6 protein-coding genes are annotated in these 6,210 nt (G+C 63.9%); 4 read left to right on the top strand and 2 right to left on the bottom strand.

All coding sequences use genetic code 11. The features are described from left to right. On the bottom strand, positions 1–866 hold an 866-nt coding region (locus EN991_RS19740), incomplete at its 3' end, for a phosphoribosyltransferase family protein (RefSeq protein ID WP_127369357.1). 52 nt (positions 867–918) lie between these two features. After that, positions 919–2,415 carry a lipopolysaccharide biosynthesis protein gene (locus EN991_RS19735; RefSeq protein ID WP_013528104.1) on the bottom strand — a complete coding sequence of 499 codons (1,497 nt, stop codon included), beginning with the start codon at positions 2,413–2,415 and terminating at the stop codon, positions 919–921. A gap of 185 nt (positions 2,416–2,600) precedes the next feature. Here EN991_RS19735 and EN991_RS19730 point away from each other — a divergent pair, with 185 nt between their 5' ends. From EN991_RS19730 to EN991_RS19715, 4 genes are all read left to right on the top strand, one after another. Then, entirely contained in the window at positions 2,601–3,773 is a 1,173-nt protein-coding gene (locus EN991_RS19730) for a glycosyltransferase (RefSeq protein WP_127369356.1), read from the top strand. 43 nt (positions 3,774–3,816) lie between these two features. Continuing rightward, positions 3,817–4,809 (top strand): glycosyltransferase family 2 protein, encoded by a 993-nt coding sequence (locus tag EN991_RS19725; RefSeq protein WP_063173531.1) that lies wholly within the window; start codon positions 3,817–3,819, stop codon positions 4,807–4,809. Further along, positions 4,809–5,759, top strand: a complete 951-nt coding sequence (locus tag EN991_RS19720) for a glycosyltransferase family 2 protein (protein WP_127369355.1) — start codon at positions 4,809–4,811, stop codon at positions 5,757–5,759. Before EN991_RS19725 ends, EN991_RS19720 begins: the two co-directional genes overlap by 1 nt. Then, a partial coding sequence (locus EN991_RS19715; RefSeq protein ID WP_164769210.1) for a glycosyltransferase family 2 protein occupies positions 5,749–6,210 on the top strand: 462 nt, incomplete at its 3' end. The genes EN991_RS19720 and EN991_RS19715, both read left to right, overlap by 11 nt.

The following is a 6,210-nucleotide window of genomic DNA, read 5'->3' as shown; positions in this document are numbered from 1 at the left end:
AGCGACAGCGCGTCGGGGAAGCTGACCATATGCGTTTCGACGCACAGCACCGGCTTGCCTGACAGTTCGGTGATCTTCAGCGCCTGTTCGTGCTCGCTCTCGATGAACAGGATGGCATCGGACTTGCGGTAGAAATCGGCCTTGAAACTGCCATGCGCGCCGAGTCGTTGCCGTTCCGCCTTGCTCGGCAGATCGAGCATGATCAGCTGGTCGTATTTGATTTCATGCTTGGCGAGCCATGCCTCGGTGAGCGCGCGGTATTTCTCCAGCCGGCTGGTGACCAGCCAGCCGATCCTGTGGGTCGCGACATGGAGCGGCCGCGCTTCGCTGAGGAATTTCTCATAGGCCGGGCCGTCGTCGTTTTCCGCCTCTGTCGGGTCGAGGCACAGCACGCCGTCAATGTCGACGCAGCATTGCGCCAGGAATTTGTGATGCATGAAGTTCCACTGGAACATGCGCGGATGCGGCACGACCTCGAAGACGAGGTCGGTTTCCTGGTGCAGGGGCTCAAGGCCGAACACGGCGGCAAAGGTGAAGTCCGCCTCGATGCCCGCAGCCTGGATGCGGGCGCGTGCGTCGCGCATGGCATTGCCGCCGGCGACGCTGTCGTCGATCACCAGCACCTTGCGCATCTCGGAAACCTTGCGGTCGAGAGCGGCCCGGCGCTTGGTGACGCCTGATGTGTAGATTCGCCCAGCCAGGAAGCTGTCGAGATCGGTCATCGGAATGTTCGCCGCAAGGCTGACCAGCGTCGCTGCCAAAACGCCGCTTCTCGGCACACCGACGACCAGGTCGATGTCGCGCGGCAGCCGGTGCAGGCCCCTGACGATGGCGTCGTTCATATCGGAGATCGATCGGTAGTGCATGGTTCAGACCTGGTCCTGGAGGAGATGTCCGTAGCAGTCGAAGACGCCCAAATTATTGCGCTTCGCGCGGCGCTGCCGCAGGCAGCCTTGCCGGCAGCATCTTGAGCGCCTCGCGCAAGGCTTCGCGGCCGGAGGCGAATGCCAGTGCGATGATGATCGTGATGAGGTAGGCGAACACGGCGCTGCTGGCCAGGGCGACGACATGCTGCTGCGGCAGCGCTGGCTTGACGAACCAGATCGCGGCCAGCGCCAGATGGGCGCCAAGCACGAACGGCGTTGCCGCGCGCAGCACATGATGCGCCTGCAGCGGTCCGCTCTTGCCGACATAGAGCCATAGGAAAGGCGTCCGCAGATATTCGCTGATCGCATAGGCGATCGCCACGCCCAGCGCGCCATAGGGCAGGCCGAGCATGAAAGCCAGCACCGACGTTACGGCCGTTATGATGCCCCAGCGCATGAAATCGCCGGAGCGGCCCTGGCTGACGAAAAGCCACCCCGCCGGATTGTTGAGCGGCTGCAGCAGCCCGGCAAAGCCGAGCGCCAGGAAAATCGAGGCGCTTGCGCGCCATTGCTCGCCGAGCACGAAGGGGATCAGCACATCCGACATCGCGGTGGCGAAGGCGACACCGGGAAGCGCCACCAGCAGGATCAGCGGCATGACGCGCAGATAGGCGCTGCGGTAGCGATCCGGCTCGTCCTTCAGCCTGGAAAGTGCTGGAACCATCACCTTCGACAAGGGATTGGTGATCTGGCTCAGCGGAAACAGAAGCAGCTTGTAGGCGCGGTCATAGAGGCCGAGCTGCGCCTCGCCCCAATATTTGCCGATCAGCACGTTGTCGAGGTTGCGGGCAAAGAAATTGGCGAAGTTGAAGCCGGTGATGCCGGCGCCGAAATTGATCAGCTCGCCGATGCCGGCGACCTTGCGCGGCAGGCCCGGACGCCAGCGCGAACTCGCCCAGTAGCAGAGCGTCGGCAGCACGGCACCGGTCAGCGTGCCGGCAAACAGGGCCCAATAGGAGCGATCGATGAAGGTCCAGGCGATCGACACGGCAAGCCCGGCGATGGCGCTGGCGACGTCGATGACGGCCAGCCGGCCGAACTGCATACGGCGCGTCAAGAGCGCCAGATGCTGGGCGCCAAGCCCATAGGCCATGATCTGCAGCCCGAACGCAGCCACCAGACCTGTCACGCGCGGCTCGCCATAGAAGGCAGCAACCAGCGGCGCCGCACCCGCAAGCACGCAAGCCAGGATCGCGCTGACGGCGACATTGATCCAGAAGAGGTAGTTCACCTCCTCATGCCGGATGCCTGATTTCTGGATCGTTGCCTGGGTCAGGCCGAAATCCTGGAACAGTGCGATAAAGGCAAGCACCGGCGCGCACATCGCCACGACACCGAAATCCTGTGGCGACAACAACCGGGACAGGACGATAACCGACAGAATCTGTGTCGCGACCCGCACCGATTGCGCCATGGCCGTGACGACCGCGCCGCGCCCAACCGATTTGCGCAAGGAGCCTTCTGGCGGATCGAATGCATTGGCTTCCAAATTCAGGATTCCTGATTTTTTACGTGGATTTTCGAGCCCGAAAATCCACGACCGCCGCCGACCACAAACTACGGCAATAATTTTGCAGTGCAACAGAAAACGTCGATTGGTGCAGCAAAAATGTTGCGATGCAGCAAGAGCTGTACTAGCATTCCCTCGGGTGGGCCAACAGCGGTCGAGTTTTTATGCTGCATGTCTTGTACCTAGTGCACGACGTTTCCGACCCGGCGGTGCGCCGGCGGATCACGATGCTCAGGGCAGGTGGGGCCCAGGTCACCTTGGCCGGATTCCGTCGCACCGCGAATCCGATTGCGGATATCGAGGGACTGCGCCCGATCGACCTCGGCGGGACGCGTGACGGGCGATTCGGCCAACGCCTCGCGGCCGTAGCCAAAGCAGCCGTTTCGATAGGCTCGAAGCTGGGCGGCATGCCAAAGCCGGATGTCATCGTCGCGCGCAACCTGGAAATGCTGGCGCTTGCCCGCCGCGCCAGGTCAGCCTTCGGTGCATCGGTTCCGATCGTATACGAGTGCCTCGACATTCATCGGCTTGTGCTGCGCAACGATGTCCTGGGCAAGGCGCTGCGTGCCACCGAACGATTTCTGGCCAGGGATGTGAAGCTGCTGGTGACCAGTTCGCCTGCCTTCATCGCCAATTATTTCAAGCCGTTCGGCCAGGTCGCGGCACCCATTGAGCTGGTCGAAAACAAATATTTCGAGGCCGCGACGATTGTGCCCGGCGCTCCGGAGGCTGAATTGAGCCCGGTCGGCCCGCCATGGCGGATCGGCTGGTTCGGCGCGCTGCGCTGCCGCCGCTCGCTCGAGCTGCTGGCTGATTTCTCCCGCCGCACGGAGGGCCGCTTCGAGATCGTGCTGCGCGGCCGTCCGGCTTTGTCGGAATTCCCTGACTTTCACGGCTTTGTCGAGGCCGAGCCATGGCTGTCGTTTCTCGGGCCCTACCGCAATCCGGAAGACATGGCGGCGATCTACAACGATGTCCATTTTTCCTGGGCGATCGATTTCTTCGAAGCGGGGCAGAACTCCGAATGGCTTCTGCCCAACCGGCTCTATGAGGGTTGTCGTTTCGGCGCGGTGCCGATCTCGATGGGCAATACCGAGACCGGGCGGTTCCTCAAGCAGCAGGATATCGGCGTGCTGTTGCCGCAGGCGTCGCCCGAAGCGCTCGAAGCCGCGCTAGGCAAGATGGAGGAGCATCGCTTCGCCAGGCTGAAGGGGCGTGTTCTGGCGCGCAACCCGAGAACCTGGAGCTACGATCGCAGCGATTGCCGTGCGCTTGTCGAGCGGCTGCGCAGCCTGACGGCCGTGCCCGGTTCGTTTGCCGCCGAGGCATTGGCTTAGGATGGCCGGGAATGGACAGGGGCAAGATGGACAGAGGTTGATGATGCAGACGGAAAAACCCTCATCCAGCCTGATCGTCATCCCATGCCTGAACGAAGCCGCCCATATCGGTGCGCTGCTCGATCAATTGCGGCCCGCGGCCGCCCGGCTTGGCGCCCGGATCATCGTCGCCGACGGCGGCAGCACCGACGGCACGCTTTCCATCGTAGACGACGTCATTGCCAGGGACCCGCGGGTTATCCTGCTCCACAACAAGCGGCGTATCCAGAGCGCGGCGATCAATCTCGCCGTCGGTACTTTCGGCGATGGTGCCGACTATCTCATCCGCATCGATGCGCATGGCGGTTATCCCGACGATTATTGCGACCGGCTGGTCGAGGAAGCCCTGGCTACATCAGCGGATTCGGTTGTCGTTTCGATGCTGACCAGCGGCAGCGGTGCCGTGCAGAAAGCGGCGGCCGCGGCGCAGAACTCCAAGCTCGGCACCGGCGGCTCGAAGCATAGGCATCTTTCGCAGGGACAGTGGATCGATCACGGCCATCATGCACTGATGCGGATATCGGCGTTCGGTGCCGTCGGCGGCTATGACGAAACGTTCAGCCACAACGAGGACGCCGAGCTCGATTATCGCCTGCGCAAGGCCGGCTACAAGATCTGGATGAGCGGCAAGACGCAGATGGTCTACTACCCGCGTGCCTCGCTCTCAGGCCTCTATTTCCAGTATCTCGGCTACGGTCGCGGGCGTGCCAAGAATGTACTGAAGCATCGCGTCATCCCGAAGGTGAGGCAGATGGTGCCGCTGCTGGTGTTCCCGGTGGTGCTGCTGGCGGCCTTCTCCTTCGTGCACTGGCTGGCGGCGATGCCGCTGCTGCTGTGGGCGTCGGTTTGCCTGGGCTACGGGCTAGTGGCGGCTATCCGCCAGCGCAAGGCCGACGTTGCGCTGGCCGGTGTCTCGGCCATGGTCATGCATCTTGGCTGGTCGGTCGGCTTCTGGCTGCAGCTTCTCGGCCTCGGCTCGCGACGAGGAGTGGCCTGATGGCGGTGTCGGCAAAGGACCGCAGCATCGACATCGGCGTCTGCACGTTCCGCCGGCCGGAACTGGCCGACACGCTGCGCTCGCTCGACGCCATGGAGATGCCGGTGGGATTCGATGTCCGCATCGTCGTCGCCGACAATGACGACACCCCATCGGCCCGTGACCTGGTGGCGGCGCTGTCGCGGGAATTGACGGTGCCGATCCACTATCAGCACGCCCCGGCGCGCAACATCTCGATCGCCCGCAACGCCTGCCTCGATGCGAGCACCGCGGATTTCGTCGCCTTCATCGATGACGACGAGACGGCCACGACGCCATGGCTTGCCGAACTGGTCGCGATGGCGCAGCAAAGCGGTGCCGCCGCCGTGCTCGGCCCGGTCAGGGCGCGCTATCGCCCGGACGCGCCGGACTGGATGCGGCGCGGCGATTTCCATTCGACCTTGCCCGTCTGGGTGCGCGGCGAGATCCAGACCGGCTACACCTGCAACGTTCTGCTGCGGATGGGCTCGGACAGCCTGCGCGGCCGCCGCTTCAGCCTGGCGCGTGGCCAGACCGGCGGCGAGGACACCGAATTCTTCGACCAGATGCACAAGGCAGGCGGCCGCATCGCCTTCTCGCCCGAGGCATGGGTCGAGGAGGTGGTGCCGCGCTCCAGGGCGGCATTCGATTGGCTCGGCCGCCGCCGCTTCCGCGTCGGCCAGACGCATGGCCATCTCCTGGGCAGCAGCGCCAGCGGAATCGGTCTGGCCAAGCAGGTCGGCCTGGCCTCGGCAAAGGCCATCTATTGCTTCGCCTCGGCACTTCCGGTCGTCGTCAGTCCGGTACGCAGGAACCGCAGCGTGCTGCGCGGCATTATGCATCTTGGTGTCGTCAGCGGCCTCGTCGGCATCCGCGAAATCCGCCTCTATGGCCAGCCGTCGCCACAGCAGGGAGGCAAGCGTGCAGCCTGACGTCAGCTCTATCCCCGATGTTTCCTTCGTTATTGCCGCCTACAATGCCGAGACGACCCTTGATCGGGCGATCGCCAGCGCCATCGCCCAGAAGGGTGTCAGCGTCGAAATCATCGTCGTCGACGACAAGTCGCGCGATGCGACGCTCGATGTTGCGCGGGCCTATCCCGGGGATATCGTCCGTGTCATCGCCCTGCCAAGCAATCGCGGCCCGGGCGGCGCCAGGAATGCCGGCCTCGATGCCGCCCGCGGCAGATGGATCGCGGTTCTCGATTCCGACGACGCGGTCTTTCCCGGCCGGCTCGCCAGGATGATCGCGCGTGCCGAAAGCGCGGATGCCCAGATCGCCGTCGACAATCTGCAGGTCGTTCGCGAGGACGGCGTTATCGAGGACGCGATGTTTCCGCGGCAATATCTGGAAGGCTTGCGCGAGATTTCGCTGGCCACCTAC

The organism is Mesorhizobium sp. M7A.F.Ca.US.005.03.2.1, from assembly GCF_003997795.1.
GTDB classification, from domain to species: Bacteria; Pseudomonadota; Alphaproteobacteria; order Rhizobiales; family Rhizobiaceae; genus Mesorhizobium; species Mesorhizobium ciceri.
Note: the sequence above shows the minus strand (reverse complement) of the source record. Positions and strands in the feature narration are given on the sequence as shown.